Below are 15,731 nucleotides of genomic sequence, written 5' to 3'. Positions count from 1 at the left end.
CCTACTTGTATATCGCTTACATGGTTGGTGTTTCCATTTTATATGGATGTGTACCGACTAACTATAGCAAACTTTAAAGAATGAATATTCATTTTTAAAGATTTTCGTGCAGGAAAATCTGTATTTAATTACTTTACAAAAGCTTTTTTTGTATTCTGAATGTAGACATAATAATAGCAAGCCAAATGCACGAAATTCACAAGTGACCATACAATAAGCCATATGACTGGAGACGACAGGGTAGTCCAGATACCAAACGCAGGCAGCACGCGTCCTCCCCCTACAAATGTTACAAGCGGGGACAGGGATAAGAGAATTAGAATCGGGATCAGTCTTCCGGCAGTTATCAGAATTAATGTGCTGATCGTTAGGCGTTTGTTCTTCCGACGGATGCGAAAATAAGCGAACATGCCCCATGCAAGTGTAGCGAGGGTCAGCACAACCATGAACGTTTCCAGATTACGGCCGTTTAGAAAAGAGGTTTCGGGTTTCTCCCCTCTCATGATATCTGTAATCCCATCAATAAATGATGCGTAATTAACAAAAGCGTTTATACCCGAATTAAACATCAATGCAATGCCCAGCTGCTCGTTCAAATAAACCACTTCTTCAGATTTGTAGGTCCAGAAAATGCCGCTATGGGAGATCGTTCGACCGCTGGACTCATCTTGGTTTGCAAGCCAGCCCATGCCGTACGGACCGATAGCTCCTGCTGCATGATATTGTTTCATCAGCGCGGGGGAAATGAGTTGGCCCTGAAATTGGGCAAGCATCCATAGCGACATATCCTCTGCAGTTGAAACGATGCCGGCAGGGCCGTCTATGAACCAAAGTGGTTCCGATTGACCTATGGAACGTCCCAAACTCAAGTAATGTCCCAGGGGTATCATTTTGTTCTCAATGATTTGCTGTGTCGTACTGACACTGAAGGTATGGTTCATTCCCAGCGGTACAAAAATATATTTTTTCAGGTAATCCGAAAAGAGCTCCCCGCTGACGCTTTCCACGAGGTTCGCCAGCAGCACGTAATTGGGATTATGATAGCTGTAGGCGGTTCCGGGGGTATGGGCAAGCTGAACCTTGTTTAATAATCGGTTGGCCTCATGCAAGGTATGGAATTGCGGAGTCCTCGTCATATCCGGATTTGCTTTGTCATTGAGACCGCTGGTCTGGTTCAATAAATGACGGACCGTGATGTCTAGAACACGAGGATCCTGTGGAGAAAGCTCGGGAAAATAGGAAGCGTAAGCAGTATCCAGGTCGATCTCTCCCTTGTCCACCAGCTGTAGAACGGCCAATGCAGTAAAGGACTTGCTTAACGAAGCAATGGGAAAAAGGGTGTCACCCGTAACCTTCTGCCCATCCGCGAATGTCCCGTAGCCTTTTGCGTAAAAGACCTCTTCGTTTTTGGAAATTGCCAATGAAGCAGCCTTGATGTGATTGGCCTGCATGCTCCGATTCATATAATCGTCGATATCCTGCAGGACTTCTGCCCTGTCTCGGATTTCATTGGCGGACACGGGGTTTGCCCACACGCTACATAACAACAATAAGCATGTGATTGTGATATACATTCTTTTTTTCAGTTTTAGCATGATAACACTCCTTGAATTCAAGATAAGGAGATGTTATCAGATCATTTTCAACTATTTATCAACTTGGGTCCCAATACTTGCTGTCACGCTTCCGCCGCCGTGAGTTCCGTTTGCAACCCGGAGACTGCCTTCATGTTTTTCGCAAAACACCTTGCAAACGTAAAGTCCCAACCCGCGATGTTCAGTCGCATCCCATACCTCGCCTCGGTAAAAAGGAAGTATAGCTTTATCTAGGGCTTCGTGCGAGAAACCTGGACCGTCGTCTGAAACGGTAATCTTCATGGTACCTTCTTGAATGACATAGTGAACGTTAACTTGACTGGCTGCGTATCTCACCCCATTAGCCACCATATTCTCGAAAATTTGCATGACGAGATAGGGATCTACATGTATTGAGGCATTATCATATTCCAAGGAAGAGACGAAGCGTATACCGAACTGCCTTGCGATTTGTTCGGCGCTGCCGTTCAGCAAAGCTGCTAATGAGATTGTATCCATCGACTGGCAATTCAACGGGACATCCTCCAGCCTCTGAATGGAGTTCATGGCCTCTGCATAGCTCTCCAAACGCTGAATGTGAAGGTTCATGGTATGAATTAGGTCGAGCACCTTTTCTTCCGACAACTTCTTCTCGGGCAGATAGGTGGCGAGAAGCTCGGCGTTTCCTTTCAACACCGACAGGGGTGTTCTCAAATCATGGGCAAAAATTGCATTGATCTGCTTGCGCTCCTCAACCGAACGCCAGAGCGTCTTTACGTTTTTCTCCAATTGTGAGCGCATGTTTTCAAATACCGCAATCAGCTCGCCCATTTCATCCCGGCTGTCATAGGAAATGCGGAAGCCTAGATCGTTGGCCGAAATGTTCTCGGATGCTTGTTTTAATAGTTCCAGCGGACGTTTTAGTTTCCATCTGTAAAATAGAACCGCCATGGTGACAATGCCAGCGGCCACGGTTAGCAGCACCGCCGTGACCAGGGAAGGCAGCACCCAATCCGTCTCTCCGAAACGCAGCCGCAGATTCTCCGCCCAAGCAAACTCCATGGTTATGACGGCCAGCACAACAATGAGCGTGACCACGCACAATAGGATAAAAGATTGCAGTAAGGTAAACCGCTTTAGCAGCAGCCTATTCATGAGCTTGGCCATTTGTATCCGACTCCCCAAACGGTCTCGATTCGGTTATCGCAGCTGTATTCCTTTAATTTGGAGCGAATACGCCGGATATGCTCCGCGATCACACTGCTGTCGCCTTGATTGTCCATGCCCCATATCGTGTCGTACATGCGTTCTTTTTCAAACACCATGCCGGGATGCATGGACAGCAGTTCGATAATGTCGAACTCCTTTTTGGCCAGAGGAATGCGTCTTTCCCTGTAATAAAGCTCCCGGGCCGTATAGTCAATTACCAAATCCTCGTTAAACTTCACCGAGGATTTGCTTTGGATTCGCTGCTCCCTGCGTATATGCGCTTCGACCCTGGCCCCCAGTTCGCGAATGCTGAAAGGTTTCAGGATATAGTCATCGCCTCCAGCTCGAAATCCGGCAATTTTATCGGCATCTTCGATTCGAGCTGTTAAAAATAAGATCGGGCAAGTGACAAACTCCCGGATTTTCTCGCACAATTGAAGACCGTTCTGTTCAGGCATGTTGATATCCAGCAAAATGAGATCAGGCTGCTGTTCAACTTTCCTTAGGGCTTCCCGGCTGTCCTTGGCCGTCATGACGGAATATCCGTTGATTTCAAAATAATCGGTCAGCAGCTTGCGAAGATCTGCTTCATCGTCCACGATCAATATTTTAGGCATTCTTTGTCTCCTGTATCTCAAGTATTTGAATTAAGCATAGCATAAAGAACGCTTTATTATGGATAGGAAGAAGCTCCTCAAGACAAAAAAATTACCAGTTACAAAAACTGGTAATGTAAGGGGGATATATATTCTTATTTCTGTAATTTCAGATCCCTTTTTATTCATCCGAAGTATACGTTAAATGAGGAATACTGGTGGATTAAAATCATCTGCTGAGAACGTAATCACATGAGGTGCAAGCACCCCAAACAAGAGCCAGTGGTATTATACAGAAACGGTTCCTTTTAATGACTGTTAATTTTCTCAAAGTACGGGGCCAGCTTGGAGGAAAGTTGTTCAAACTGCTGCTGTTCTTCTTTGGTCAACTTCTCTTCATGTTTGACTCCTTTTTCATCAGTAATCTTCAGCTTTAATTGCACCACCTGCTTGGTTAGTTCCATAAATTCCTTGAATTCGTCTTCCGTAAGCTTACCTTTGGCTGCTTGAAGCATACCTTCAATCTCTTGATATTCTTCCTGTGTACCACCGTGCTGTTCAATGGTCGTAGAAGAACCAAAAATATCATCGGCCAGATAGGAAGCAGCGAAGGCGGCAGACGGAATCAGGATTGCTACTGCGGCAATACCTGCGAGCATGCGTTTTTTCATCGGTAATCTACCTCTCTTATCATTCACATAATGTTGATAGGACTGTTCGACGCGTCGATACAACTCGGGTGGGCAATGCATCGAATCCGCCACCTGGCGAAGCTCTTCACGCAACTCCTTATCAATGGACATACGCGTCTCCTCCCGTCAATTCGAATCGTTTACGGAGTTCTTTCCGCGCAAGATGATGTCTGGATTTCACTGTGCCCACGGGAATCTGCAGCATGTCTGCAATTTCTTCCAGAGTATAGTCGTGAAAATAGCGCAGGATGACGACGACACGTAGTTTATAAGACAACTGGCGGACAAGGTTGAACAGTTCATGCTGCATTTCAGACTGCAGGACAGCTTTGTCCGTCCAGTCGAACTGTGGTTCACAAGTCATCTGGCGGTTTCGTTCAAAGAGACGCATTCGCCGCCAGGTCTTTCGTTTCCAATCCTGGACAAGACGGACAGTAATTCCGTGCAACCATAACCGAAACGGCCGATTCGGGTCGTAGTTGTGAAATGACCGCCACATGCGCATGTAAACTTCACTCACAATATCCTCAATTTCCTGTTTGTTGTAGACGAGAAAAGCTACTGTACGATAGACGTCTTGGTGAGTCGCCTGATAGACAAGCTGAAAAGCCGACTCGTCGCCTTGCACCGCTTTTTCAAGCCACGGAATTAACTCTTTATCATTCATAGGGGCCCCTCCTGAACGTGTTACAATCCTTAATTCGCTCCCGTAGAGAAAAAGGTTCAGTAAGAGAATAAACTTTTGCTCAATGATTCCTCTTTGTTTCCACTGTCGATATATTTTCACCTTTTATGTAGGGGTAACGCTTATAGGCGCATGCGCATATATTGGCTTATTATTTAAGTTGGAGGTTTTTTTATATGTATTTATCTTATCCCTATTACTACAGATCCCCCTTTACACCCATTTGGGCCATATCCACAATCGAAGCCATCGAATTGATTAAGGAGGCCGTTCAAGGAGAACGGAACGATGAATTGTTTTACGACTCTCTAATCAAACTTGCCCCAAATTCTTATCAAGCCGAAATTATCGAAGGAATTAGAAATGATGAACGTGGGCACAATCAAATGTTTCGACAAATGTATACGGATTTCACAGGACAAAAAATTATGGAAGCGAGCAATGAAAAAGCGGAGCCAGTTGAATCTTATATTTTGGGATTACAAAAAGCTTTTCAAGGTGAATTAGCCGCAATTGAGAAGTACAGAAGTATTTGGTTCGGACTCCCGCAGGGCATATATAAAGATACCCTGTGGGGTATTATTACCGACGAACAAAAACACGCAGATAAGTATAATAATTTATTAATATATAATCTATCACGATGAAGTTTAGCATTTCGGAATTTAATGGATCAAGAATTGTTTGACTAGATAAAAAGGAGCAGTTTTAGACTGCTCCGCCATAACCAAGTGAATCTAGAATTTCTTAATGCCTCATTTCAATAAATAAATATTGGACAATACATCGTTGAACCATGGATTTAATCAAAGCTTTAAACAGCATGAGTCTCTTCAATTTGTTTAATTACTCTCGCCGGATTGCCACCAACTACCATGTAGTCCGGAACGTCCTTAGTTACAACTGCTCCAGAGGCAATGACGACATTATTACCTATGGTTACACCTGGATTGATGATTGCTCGACCACCGATCCATACATTATTTCCGATGTTTACTGGCTTTCCATATTCCGGTCCTTTATTTCTTTCCATGGGATCCAGCGGATGTGTAGCCGTGTATATATGAACACCTGGGCCAAACATACAATGATTACCGATTCGAACCTCACATACATCCAGAATTGTGCAATCAAAGTTAGTATAAAAGTGTTCACCCACATGGATGTTATAACCGTAGTCAAAACGAATATTGGGTTCCATACCTAAGTGTTCGCCTGTAGATCCGAGCAATTTTCTAAGTATTTCTACTCTTCGTTCACCATCCGTTTCAGTGGTCAGATTATACATTCGTGTCATTTGTCTGGCATATGCCCGGTCACGTGTAAGTTCTGGATCCCAAGACTTGTACAATTCTCCATCAATCATTTTTTGTTTTTCTGTTTTCATAGTCGTTTTTATCCTTTCTGAGTACAAGAATCAGGGCATTAGTAAGACCCAAGGTACAGAAGAAATTCCAGGTAAAATAAAGAGAAAAAGCAAGACATTACGCGTAATTTTGGGATGATTTGTGTTAAATATCAAAGTGAGCCTCACCTCCTCTTCTCTACTAGCTGCAGAGAATAAGAAAGGCTTTCCAGTGTCATTTTGATTAATCCACACATATAATCCTCATCTGGATTATCCAGCAATATTAAATGGGGCATATGTATCTCTGGAATATACTTTAGACATTCATTTCGAATTAACTCAACATCCCCCGTGCTCATTAAATCACCTGTCAAAGCAATCGTTTCCGGGTTCATCACAGCGATCAAACTCGATACTGCACGGGCAGCTAAAGGATGGAACGTGTCTCGATTATGAAGCAGCCTAAACTATATCCCTTTTGTTGTCTACACTTTTGTGTTCAAGTGATCACAGCTGGCAAAGTTCTGAGCCCTTTCAATAGATATTTGATTCTTATAAGGGGTAGTATCAGCGTAGCTGACACCACCCGCAAAGTAATCATTGGAAAAAATCTTCAAAAGCCCGTTCCATTTGATCACTTTTTTCAGAGACCGCGAACAGTATAAATGGGGATTTTGTATGTAATGTCCAATAAAAAGCCGGTTTTTCCTGAGTTAAAGGAATTACCGGTATCTGTTGGGTAATAAAGTAACCCTGCAATCGTTACTACTATTATATACGATACGTAGCGCATCGTCCGATACAGCCTATAACAACATGGGGAAAATGGATGAAAAAAGTGCAACTGTGCGTGATCTGGGAGCAACGGGGAAAAGTGAATAGCGGCATGTGAAAGGGTCTATCGCAGTGGACAGAGGGAGGATAACAAACATTCACTTTATACGGTTGGGAAGGCGTGGTATCGACAGCCTGTTTACTGACTGATCCATCACTGTTAAAAATATGGTAGCTGAATTTCTTTTTCGCACCACCTACGTATTGAATGGTTTCACTTTGTGAGCTCGTGTTTACCACGATAAATGTCTCATCTTTGGTCAGCGTTTTCTTCAATAAAGCTGGTTCTGATGCAGAGTAATAGGTTGCCTTTTCTACATCTCCCATAAAAGTTACTGAATTCCCCGTAACCGTAACGACTAGCCTTACGTTGCTAGGGGGTTGATCATGACGTAACAACTGACTCTAGATCATGACCAATGCCTTCTCCTTCGTCATTGTGAGCTACGTAGTTCTGCATGTTGTGTGGCTTTGGGCCAGTCCCTCAATTAATGTCTATGAGCTTTTAAACCCTCAATAAATATACGTTGTAAACCATCAAGAACTCGTTGGCTCGTAAAGCCTTCATCTTGGAGATGGTAATCGATATTGTGAAGCACGGCCAGCAGGGCTTCAATGGTATATGGAATGTCCACCCCGGATACGTCTCCTCGTTCAACCGCCTCATTTAGCAGATTTCTACTTATATTGCGCATCCATTGGCATAACGGAGATTGTAGCGGACGATGCCCGGTTGAGGCCCGACTGACCTCACAGAGCCAAGGAACTTTCGCCTCTAAAAAAGAAACATATCTTACGATTACGTGGTAGAGTCGGTCCAAGGCAGCGGTTTCCGGGGGTCGATCAAGAAATGCTTGAACTTCATCAAACAAGGGTTGGTATTCTTCACGTGCGATCTCCTGACAGATGTCGCCCTTATCTGAGTAGCGGCGGTATAAGCTTGCTTGTCCGACTCCAGCATTCTTCGCAATCTGATGCATATTGACATTGTCAACACCGTTTTTGATGAAAAGTTCTCTAGCTGACGCTAAAATTCGTCTTCGGTTTAACTCCTCTCTGGGAATTTTCAGAGAGGCAGGTTGCGATTCTGAATTCACTATAAACATCTCCCTTCATCTTAAATTAACTCTTATTTAATACGAAAAACGGACGATATGTCCGTCTCTCGTGTATTGGACATGTTGTCCGTTAAATCATATTATAATACATTTCGTGAAAAATTAAAAATACATTCATTTGGGGGACCGATGTACTTTTTTTATTTGTTGGTATAGTACCTTTTGTGAATGGGAGGCAAAAGCGGTTCAATGCCCGTTAGGTCCAGTTCCTTCAAACTTGCAATCGTAGGAATAAACTGCTCGTACGTTTTTTTGTTGTCGCTCGCCGTATCTGTTCCGGTTACGGTCGATGCTTTCCTGTTAACTTCAGAGTCGAGTTGCTTCTGTTCCATAGGATACCCTCCATCAAATATAGTCAGGCTTACAAATCCGGATGTCTCTTGTGCCAGTCGGTATTCATCTCATAAGTATTGCCGATACCTAGTACTGTCGCTTCTTCGAAGGGGCGGCCAATCAATTGCATATTAATCGGCAGACCGGAAGGTGAGAAGCCGCAAGGCATGCTCAGGCTAGGCAAGCCAGTCAAATTGGTCGGAACCGTAAATGAGTTCAATCTGAATACACTAGCATCATCATCTGCACGCGGCGCAGTGATCGGTGTTGCCGGCGTCAACAAGATATCGATTCCGGACAATGCATTCAAAAAATCATTGACAATTAGTTGCCGGGCCCGCTGAGACTGAAGGTAAATGGAAGCCGGAATATCTCTACTGCTTTCAAGAAACATTCGGACGTCCGGTCCATACTGTTCCAATTCTGACTCAACCCACTTCTCGTGGTACGAGTACATTTCCGCCATCATAATGGCCATCGTCGCACTTCTAACATGTTTGATCAGGGGCAGGCTAACTTCGATGATTTCTGCTCCCAGTTCTCGGAATTTATTGATAGCGGCCTTCATCGCAGCTTCCACTTCCGGCATCAAATCCTCGTAATAGTAGCTTGTCGGCAATCCGATACGTACACCCCTGAGACCATTCGGATACATCTTGATACCTGGCGCAGGCAGGTCGACCGTCGATTCATCCTTCGGATCGAAGCCTGACATCACATCCAAGCACAGGGACGCATCCATGACGCTTCGGGTCAACGGACCCGAGTGGTCCAATGACCAGGCCATTGGAATGATACCATACCGGCTGACCCGACCGTACGTCGGCTTCATTCCTACGACGCCGCACAATGCAGCGGGTATGCGGATCGAACCTCCGGTATCCGAGCCTGTGCCCAGATAAGCAAGTCCAGCCGCCAAAGCAGAAGCCGAGCCGCCGCTTGAACCTCCCGTTACAAGTTCAGTGTTCCACGGATTGAGGCAAGGACCGAAGTGCGGGCTAGTTGTTGTCAATCCCGCAGCGAACTCGTGAGTCTGTACTTTGCCTAGCAGAACTGTTCCAGCCTCATGTAGCTTAGTTGCAACCGTCGAATCGTAATCGGGGACGAAGCTGTTCAATATTTTTGAACCGGCAGTTGTTCGGATCCCTTTAGTGTAATATAGATCCTTATGAACGATGGGAATCCCGTGAAGGGGCCCTTTGTACCGACCATGCATAATATCGCGTTCCGATTGCTTCGCTTGTTCAATCGCCAGTTCGGACGTTTGGGTAACGAAAACGTTCAGTTTCGGATTCAAACGTTCGATGCGGTGAAGCGCATGTTCTGTAATCTCTACCGGGGATATTTCCCTTGATCGGATCCCCTCGGCCAGCTCATGAATAGCAGCAAAGGACAGTTGGAAATTTAATTTACTCATCTATTCATCCTCCGTATCTTTCGGACATGTCGTAAGTCTACCAAACTAATTACCATAGCTTCCGCTAGGATTTGCTTTTCTTGCTAATAAGTATGTCTGGATTGCCAACAGGGCAATGGTAAAATAAACAACGGAAAAGGGCATCTTTAGATCAATCAGTCGGCCGACCAGCGCAGGGCCGAATGCTCCGCCTAGGAGATAGGCCAGTGTGAAAATACCCATCCCCACACCCAGCTCAGCCGAACGGAGTGTCGTCGAAACTAAATTGCTGCTAGAGGTGAGGACACCGTTGAATCCAATCATAAGGATAATGATCAATAAAGCGTCGATCCATGGCGGCAAATGCACGGATACCCCCAGTAGTATAAATCCGCTGATGACGAGACTTTGCGATATGACAAGCACGCGGGAGCTTCCGAAACGATCCGTCCAACCTCCGATCCGGGATCCGAGCAAGGCTGCACAGGCGGCACCGGGAAGCATCAGCAGACCGATTTTACTAGTTGGTAAATGAAAGGAATTCTTCATCATGACAGGAAGAGTAAAGGTTAACCCCGTGTTGCATACGAAGGTAAGGAATCCAATCCCTAGAATTCGTCGGTAAGGAGCATTTTTCATGAAAGATGCATCGATAAATGGATGTTCTTTTTTCTGAATATGAGTACCGAACCATAGAAGAACTGCTGCTCCTGCAATGAGCATAAACCAATAGTTCGTAACCCCTAGCATTACAAACGCCAGTCCGGCGGAGAACAAAACAGCTCCGAGAATATCGAATGAACCGCGGTCGTGTTTCTTGCTTGGGACATATTTGAATACCAAAGGGATAACAAATAGGCTTAGACTGGACACGATGAACAAAGCGCGCCAGCCAAAGTATTGCTCCACGAAACCGCCGAACACAGGCCCGAAGCCGGAAGCAAAGGCAATTGTGGCGGACAACGTTCCCAGTACCCGTCCCTTGACGGCAGGCTTAAAATATAGGGTTACTGCCGCATAAGACAGGGGCGAGATGGACGAAGCCCCTGCTGCTTGCATTAATCTCCCAATAATGACTTGCAAGTATGAAGCTGCAAAGAAGCCGATCATAGAGCCGAAAGCAAAAAGGATTAAACCAATGACATACAGCTGACGGAAGGAAAAGGACTCCGTTAACTTGCCGTAAGTACCGGCGCCGATGGCCATCAAAATGCTATATCCGACCATGACCCAGCTTACTTGCGAGGAGGTCAGAGCAAAGTCAGCGGAAATCGACGGTATAGCCAAGTTAAACATGGTCATATTGATGTTTCCGAAAATAATGAGTAAGCAAAGTGTCCCCATTAATTTCCGCTCATTACCGGATAAAGCCATTGATTGAGTATCCATAGCCTATTCCTCCATTACAGGAAGTCAGGAAAGGTGCGGCATGTTTGCGCTTGATCTCTATCGTGTCCCAAGAAAACATAGGACGGCCGAACATCCTCAATCAACTCCTGCATGCGAGTAATCGATTTGGCAGCCATCTCTTGATCGAATGTCAAGAACGGTACGCTACTCTCGAAGTTCTCCCGAGTATAAGCAACATCAATCGTCAGAAGCACTGGGCCTGACTTTTCCGTTGTGACGAGGACTGATTGATGGCCAGGGGAATGACCTGGAGTAAAGAAAATTTGAACTCCCGGCATCAATTCATGGTCACCCTCAATGATTTGATATTGTAAATCGGGCAGCCTGCACTCTAGAGGAGAGTAATCCTCGTTGCCTATGGCCGCATCATACTCTGCCCTTTGAATAAGGATCGGCGTATTGCGGAAATGCCCGTTTCCCCCAGAATGATCCAAATGTAAATGGGAGCTAATGACCATCTGAATATCGTCAGGTCGATAACCGACACGCTTTAACACATTCACGATCGAATCGCCTTCTGACATGTTGGGGACGACGCGCCCTTCACGTCTAGTCCCCTTGTAGTAATCGGGATTGTTGATAAAAGCGTCTGGCATTCCCGTATCGATGAGTATCGGCCCGCTGGTCGTTTCCAACAGAAAAGACCACACAGGCATTCCGACTAATTTTCCGGGGGCAAGGGTTCGATTAACTGCCGATTGATCTAGGAAACATTCACCTACAGGTAAAAAATACAGCTTCTTGACATACATCCAGTCTCACCCTTCATACTATAAATTCGGACAACTTGTCCGTTCGAGGTTTATTATAGAGGACAACTTGTCCGTTGTCAATTCGTCATCAGAAAATAAGGCCATTCAAAACAAAAACTCCTCGACATGCGCCGAGAAGTTTCTTGACCATTCTTTATTAAAACCGATTGAGTGAAAAAGGAGAAATGTTATGTTCCGTTTCCCCTGATATAATCAACTCGCTTAAAATTTGTCCAACTACACTGCTAAATTTAAAGCCATGTCCTGAGAAACCTGATGCAATGGCAACGTTTGAATAGTCAGGATGTGTATCGATAATGAAATCTTCATCAGGAGTCATTGTATACATACAGGTTTTTCCGTACTTCAATTGTTGTATAGAAGGCATATAGCGATGTAAAAATTGTTTTAAATCTGTCGTGTCTTGCTCCAGTTCATCAAATTCCAGGATGGCCTCATCTGGATTGATTGTATGTCCTCCATCATGTCGGCCTACTTTTAATCCGGAACCGTCGATGCTTGGAAAACCATAATAAATTCCTTCAGAGGTCTCAAACGAAAAGGCCGGAAAATTGTTATGATGATATAAATCTTCATTGTGATCAAACCAGGCAAATGTTTTCCTTACTGGATTAAGAGGAAGATTTAGATCTAACATGGAAAGGAGACTTCCTGACCATGCCCCTGCTGAAATCACTAACGCATCAGCACTATACGCATGATCATCGGTCTTGATGGTAACTCTTTTATCATGAACTTTTATTTCTTTTACCTTACTATTGGTTATGATCGCAGCTCCGTTTTGTTTTGCGAGTTCTCGATATGCGTCAATGCATTCCTCACATTTCAGCACTCCTGATGTTGGCTCGAAGCACCCAATGTAGTTTTCCGGTAATGTGATTCCCGGCCAACGTTTATTCACTTCAATTGAACCTAAAATCTCGAGCGGCAATGAATAGGTATTTGAACTTGAGATAATATTTTGGATAAATTTTGTTTTCTCGTAACCCACGTTTAGTACCCCGGTTTGGAGAAATAATTGTTTTCCCGTCACTTTCTCCAAGTCATTCCATAATTCTTGAGCCTTGAGCGCTAACGGAACATATTTTTCACCTTCACCATACGCATGCCGAATGATTCTCGTTTCTCCGTGATGACTCCCTTTATTATGGGGCGGGTCGAAGGAATCTACTAATAACGTGCTTTTCCCACTCTTGGATAAAAAATAGCCTGCCGCCATCCCCATCGAACCTGCTCCAATTACAATTACGTCATAATGCATTGTAAGTTACCCTCGCCTTTTTCATCGTCTCGAATTACGAAATTCGTTCGCTTCTATTCTTTACTGGGCTGTTAAAATCAGCGGTCCGTCCGACATGACTGCGACCGTATGCTCATATTGAGCCGACCACTTGCCGTCAGCTGTTCTTGCCGTCCATTGATCATCGTCGATCGTGATGCGGAACGTACCTTCATTGATCATCGGTTCAATCGTGAACACCATGCCTTCCTTTAAACGAATACCTTTACCGGCTACGCCGATATGCTCGTAGTTCGGCTCCTCGTGCAGGCTACGCCCGATCCCGTGCGCCAACAGATCACGTACGACCGAAAATCCGTTTGCTTCCGCATGCTGTTGAATCGCCGATGTTATGTCGCCAAGCCGGCCACCGGGGAGCGCCCGGGCGATCCCCAACTCCAAGCATTCCTTGGTCACCTTCATTAATTTTTGCACTTCCGGCCGAACATTGCCCACCGCATAACTCATGCACGAATCGCCGAACCAGCCGCCATATTCCGCGACGATGTCGAGTTTCACCAAGTCACCGTCTTTAAGTGCCCGGTCCGACGGAATGCCGTGGGCCACCACATCATTGATCGAAATGCAGGTTTCTGCCGGGAAACCGTTATACCCCTTCGTAAACTGCTTGCCGCCCAGCTTGGTGATATGTCTGGCAACAAAGTCATTGATTTCCCTTGTCGTGATCCCAGGCTCGATCAGTTTGGTCACCTTGCGGTAACAGTCTGCAACGATTTGGCTCGCCGGCTTCATCTCTTCGATTTCCCTAGGTGATTTTAAAATGATCATCTTTGGTTGTACGCTCCCCATCCATTTATAATTTTAAAAATAGGACAATATCCCGGGCTTCCTCGTGCAGCTTTCCGCGGCGAAGCGAAAGCGAGGCGCAGCCGACCAATGCAGCCAGCAGCATTTCCGCACGCTGTAGCAAATACAGCGCTGCTCCCGCGTTTTCGTCGGAAGTGGCCGCATGGTCCACCGCAAGCCCGGTTTCGAGCAGCGTGGCAAATGGCACGATCATCTCCTGGTGAAAGGCGGCCGAGAGTGTGGTCGAGCGAGCTTCAGGCAGCGAGGAAAAGCCCTCAATGGCTAGCTTATGCAGCAGGTATAAGGCGTGGTCTTCCGCCCAAATCTGCAGCAGCCGGACGCTGGCAACGGCGACGGGACCCAGCACTGAAGCATTGGTCGTTTCACGGCTGCCGCCTTTGAAATCCGCAGCAACCGATTCCAAATATCCATCCACCGATGCCTCCCCCGAAGCCGAAGTACGCGGTTGCTCCAGCCAACCCGATGCCCGCTCCAACGCGTCCCACAGTAAATCGTGGAGTAAATCACCCTTATTGCTATAATAATGGTATACCGTACCATAGCCGAGTCCTGCCTGTGCGGCTACATCGCGAATTTCCAGTAAGGGCCCCTTTTTCAAAAACACATCGGCAGCTGCTCTACGGATTTGTGCCAGACGTCGCAGCCGGATCTCTTCGTTTTGTTCTTTTGTGCGTGGAGTCATCTCGTCTGTTCACCTCTTTTTTTGACCTGCTATAATGTCAATATAAAACATCGGCTTGCAAATAACAAGCCATGACAGGATGATCTTTATTTCTTATCAAGGAAAACTCATCGTAATTACCTTTTAATAACGTCCCAGAGATTTCCTGCTCTCCAATCGTACAGCAGTTTTTATTCAGCAAGCCGAAGCGACGACCATTTCGTAGTAACTCTCTCGGACTTTGGTTATCTTGCAACATAGTCCAAGCGCCCTCGAACGGGTCCCGTTTTTTGCTCAGTTTCGAACATGCTCTCAATTATGGGAAGAGAACATTGTTCCGATACAACAAAATCAGGACCACCCGTCCAACGGGTGGTTTGCTCTTGGGGTATAACCCCTTGTTGCCAAACTGCGCCTAAAGACGCTAGCCTGACCACAAATACGTTCAGGCTCAATGTTTTTGTCACTTTCACTTACCAGTGAAACTGGTCCTACTTCTTTTTGCTCCGGTTACTGCTAAATGGATCTTCGTATTCTTTTACACTCAGCTTATCTACCGCTTGATCATGTGCTTCTTGCTCACGAATATACTTTCTTACGGTTGCTTCATTTAACCCCACTGTACTCACATAGTACCCTTCAGCCCAAAACTTACGATTCCCGTATTTATACTTCAACTGGGCATGCTTTTCGAATATCATTAGAGAACTTTTCCCCTTTAAATATCCCATGAACGTTGAAACTGCAATTTTTGGTGGAATTGCTACCAACATATGGACATGATCGGGCATCATGTGACCTTCTATAATCTCTACTCCCTTGTATTTACACAAACGTTTGAAGATTTCGATTAAATCTCTTCTCACTTGATTATAGATTTCTTTCCGTCTATACTTCGGGGTGAACACAATATGGTATTTGCACATCCACTTTGTGTGAGCTAGACTGTAGCTCTTGGTTGCCATGAATGACCATTCCTTTCTTTTGAGCCTGAA

Annotated in this window: 18 protein-coding genes; 2 read left to right on the top strand and 16 right to left on the bottom strand. The window is 45.4% G+C overall.

Going from position 1 to position 15,731, the window contains the following annotated elements; all coding sequences use genetic code 11:
* Positions 1 to 128 precede the first annotated feature (128 nt).
* The 5 genes from JNUCC31_RS31720 to JNUCC31_RS31700 form a co-directional block, all read right to left on the bottom strand.
* Positions 129 to 1,595: a serine hydrolase domain-containing protein gene (locus tag JNUCC31_RS31720; protein WP_192267253.1), complete on the bottom strand. Its 1,467-nt coding sequence runs from the start codon at positions 1,593 to 1,595 to the stop codon at positions 129 to 131.
* A gap of 51 nt (positions 1,596 to 1,646) precedes the next feature.
* Positions 1,647 to 2,741, bottom strand: a complete 1,095-nt coding sequence (locus tag JNUCC31_RS31715; RefSeq protein ID WP_192267252.1) for a HAMP domain-containing sensor histidine kinase — start codon at positions 2,739 to 2,741, stop codon at positions 1,647 to 1,649.
* Positions 2,726 to 3,400: a response regulator transcription factor gene (locus JNUCC31_RS31710; protein ID WP_192267251.1), complete on the bottom strand. Its 675-nt coding sequence runs from the start codon at positions 3,398 to 3,400 to the stop codon at positions 2,726 to 2,728. The genes JNUCC31_RS31715 and JNUCC31_RS31710 overlap by 16 nt, the downstream gene beginning before the upstream one ends.
* Before the next feature lie 287 nt (positions 3,401 to 3,687).
* The gene (locus tag JNUCC31_RS31705) at positions 3,688 to 4,182 is read right to left on the bottom strand and encodes a DUF3600 domain-containing protein (RefSeq protein WP_192267250.1); all 495 of its coding nucleotides are present in this window, start codon (positions 4,180 to 4,182) and stop codon (positions 3,688 to 3,690) included.
* Positions 4,172 to 4,738 (bottom strand): sigma-70 family RNA polymerase sigma factor, encoded by a 567-nt coding sequence (locus tag JNUCC31_RS31700; protein WP_192267249.1) that lies wholly within the window; start codon positions 4,736 to 4,738, stop codon positions 4,172 to 4,174. The genes JNUCC31_RS31705 and JNUCC31_RS31700 overlap by 11 nt, the downstream gene beginning before the upstream one ends.
* 194 nt (positions 4,739 to 4,932) lie before the next feature.
* Between JNUCC31_RS31700 and JNUCC31_RS31695 the strand changes: the two genes are divergently transcribed.
* Positions 4,933 to 5,403, top strand: coding sequence for a ferritin family protein (locus JNUCC31_RS31695; RefSeq protein WP_192267248.1), 471 nt, complete (start codon positions 4,933 to 4,935; stop codon positions 5,401 to 5,403).
* A 167-nt stretch (positions 5,404 to 5,570) separates the two neighbouring features.
* Here JNUCC31_RS31695 and JNUCC31_RS31690 read toward each other — a convergent pair whose 3' ends face one another.
* Positions 5,571 to 6,143: a sugar O-acetyltransferase gene (locus tag JNUCC31_RS31690; protein ID WP_192267247.1), complete on the bottom strand. Its 573-nt coding sequence runs from the start codon at positions 6,141 to 6,143 to the stop codon at positions 5,571 to 5,573.
* 696 nt (positions 6,144 to 6,839) lie between these two features.
* On the opposite strand from JNUCC31_RS31690, the gene JNUCC31_RS33675 reads away from it, so the two are divergent.
* The gene (locus tag JNUCC31_RS33675; protein WP_228469349.1) at positions 6,840 to 6,986 is read left to right on the top strand and encodes a hypothetical protein; all 147 of its coding nucleotides are present in this window, start codon (positions 6,840 to 6,842) and stop codon (positions 6,984 to 6,986) included.
* Between the two features lie 440 nt (positions 6,987 to 7,426).
* Here JNUCC31_RS33675 and JNUCC31_RS31685 read toward each other — a convergent pair whose 3' ends face one another.
* The 10 genes from JNUCC31_RS31685 to tnpA all read right to left on the bottom strand — a co-directional run bounded on the left by JNUCC31_RS31685 (position 7,427) and on the right by tnpA (position 15,701).
* Entirely contained in the window at positions 7,427 to 8,044 is a 618-nt protein-coding gene (locus JNUCC31_RS31685) for a TetR/AcrR family transcriptional regulator (protein WP_192267246.1), read from the bottom strand.
* 152 nt (positions 8,045 to 8,196) lie between these two features.
* Positions 8,197 to 8,388, bottom strand: coding sequence for a hypothetical protein (locus tag JNUCC31_RS31680; protein ID WP_192267245.1), 192 nt, complete (start codon positions 8,386 to 8,388; stop codon positions 8,197 to 8,199).
* Positions 8,389 to 8,417: 29 nt separating this feature from the next.
* Positions 8,418 to 9,806 (bottom strand): amidase, encoded by a 1,389-nt coding sequence (locus JNUCC31_RS31675; protein WP_192267244.1) that lies wholly within the window; start codon positions 9,804 to 9,806, stop codon positions 8,418 to 8,420.
* 45 nt (positions 9,807 to 9,851) lie between these two features.
* Positions 9,852 to 11,174 (bottom strand): MFS transporter, encoded by a 1,323-nt coding sequence (locus JNUCC31_RS31670; protein ID WP_192267243.1) that lies wholly within the window; start codon positions 11,172 to 11,174, stop codon positions 9,852 to 9,854.
* A 14-nt stretch (positions 11,175 to 11,188) separates the two neighbouring features.
* Positions 11,189 to 11,947: a quorum-quenching N-acyl homoserine lactonase AiiA gene (gene aiiA / locus JNUCC31_RS31665; RefSeq protein ID WP_192267242.1), complete on the bottom strand. Its 759-nt coding sequence runs from the start codon at positions 11,945 to 11,947 to the stop codon at positions 11,189 to 11,191.
* Positions 11,948 to 12,104: 157 nt separating this feature from the next.
* On the bottom strand, positions 12,105 to 13,229 hold the full coding sequence (solA, locus tag JNUCC31_RS31660; RefSeq protein ID WP_192267241.1) for an N-methyl-L-tryptophan oxidase: 1,125 nt from the start codon (positions 13,227 to 13,229) through the stop codon (positions 12,105 to 12,107).
* 60 nt (positions 13,230 to 13,289) lie between these two features.
* Positions 13,290 to 14,036 carry a type I methionyl aminopeptidase gene (map, locus tag JNUCC31_RS31655; RefSeq protein ID WP_192267240.1) on the bottom strand — a complete coding sequence of 249 codons (747 nt, stop codon included), beginning with the start codon at positions 14,034 to 14,036 and terminating at the stop codon, positions 13,290 to 13,292.
* A gap of 25 nt (positions 14,037 to 14,061) precedes the next feature.
* Complete coding sequence (locus JNUCC31_RS31650) at positions 14,062 to 14,757, bottom strand: TetR/AcrR family transcriptional regulator (protein WP_192267239.1); 696 nt, start codon at positions 14,755 to 14,757, stop codon at positions 14,062 to 14,064.
* A 37-nt stretch (positions 14,758 to 14,794) separates the two neighbouring features.
* Positions 14,795 to 14,995: a hypothetical protein gene (locus JNUCC31_RS31645; protein WP_192267238.1), complete on the bottom strand. Its 201-nt coding sequence runs from the start codon at positions 14,993 to 14,995 to the stop codon at positions 14,795 to 14,797.
* 232 nt (positions 14,996 to 15,227) lie between these two features.
* Positions 15,228 to 15,701 carry an IS200/IS605 family transposase gene (gene tnpA / locus JNUCC31_RS31640; protein ID WP_138227108.1) on the bottom strand — a complete coding sequence of 158 codons (474 nt, stop codon included), beginning with the start codon at positions 15,699 to 15,701 and terminating at the stop codon, positions 15,228 to 15,230.
* Positions 15,702 to 15,731: the final 30 nt, after the last annotated feature.

This window comes from Paenibacillus sp. JNUCC-31, from assembly GCF_014844075.1.
GTDB lineage: Bacteria > Bacillota > Bacilli > Paenibacillales > Paenibacillaceae > Paenibacillus.
The sequence above is the reverse complement of the archived record's forward strand: the minus strand, read 5'-3'. Positions and strand labels throughout refer to the sequence as shown.